The following is an 830-nucleotide window of genomic DNA, read 5'->3' on the forward strand; positions in this document are numbered from 1 at the left end:
GGCGTTGTCAAGTTGTTGGATTGGTCGCGTAAGATGGTGCGATGAAGAAATCCAAATCGCTGTATCACGGTCACCGTTTTCCTGCGGGTGTTATCAGTTGCGCAGTGCGCTGGTACTTTCGCTTCCAGTTGAGCTTGCGCGACATCGAAGAGTTGCTCTTCGAGCGCGGCGTGATCGTGACGTACGAGACAATCCGATGCTGGTGCGATAAGTTCGGCGCCGGCTTTGCTCGCCGAGTGAAAGCCGCGCGACGCAAGCCAGGCAGCACGTGGCATCTTGACGAAATGTTCGTCACACTGCGCGGCGAACCTTATCTGCTGTGGCGTGCAGTCGATGAGTACGGCGCCGAACTCGACATATTGCTGCAAAAGCGGCGCGACAAGGCTGCTGCAAAACGTTTTTTCAAGCGAGTGCTGCGCTCAAGCCCGGTGCCGCGCAAGATCGTCACCGATCAGTTGCGCAGCTATCCGGCGGCAAAAGCCGAAATCCCAGAGCTGGCGAACGTAAAGCACGTGTTCGTCAAAGCAGCGGCCCGGCTGAACAATCGGGCTGAAAACAGTCATCAGCCGACACGCGAACGCGAGCGCCGCATGCGCGGCTTTCGCGACCCGAAACGCACGCAGACATTCCTCTCGAGCTTCGGGCCGATCCGACAACACTTCGCGCTCAAGCGGCACCTCCTACGCGCTTCACTCTATCGCAGACAGCTCGCGGCAAGATTCGTTGCCTGGCGCGAATTCACCGAACTCGCCCAAAATCCGTCCTACCCTTTCTGATGGATGCGCGTCCCTTCCGTCTTTACGCTTCACTCGCGACAAGTTGACAACGCC

Annotated in this window: 1 protein-coding gene; it reads left to right on the forward strand. The window is 58.2% G+C overall.

The window, feature by feature from the left end; translation table 11 throughout:
• Positions 1-41 precede the first annotated feature (41 nt).
• Positions 42-776, forward strand: coding sequence for an IS6 family transposase (locus P0D80_RS50670; RefSeq protein ID WP_408296409.1), 735 nt, complete (start codon positions 42-44; stop codon positions 774-776).
• Positions 777-830 lie beyond the last annotated feature (54 nt).

The sequence above is a fragment of the Paraburkholderia sp. RL17-373-BIF-A genome (genome assembly GCF_046030175.1).
Taxonomy (GTDB): Bacteria; Pseudomonadota; Gammaproteobacteria; order Burkholderiales; family Burkholderiaceae; genus Paraburkholderia.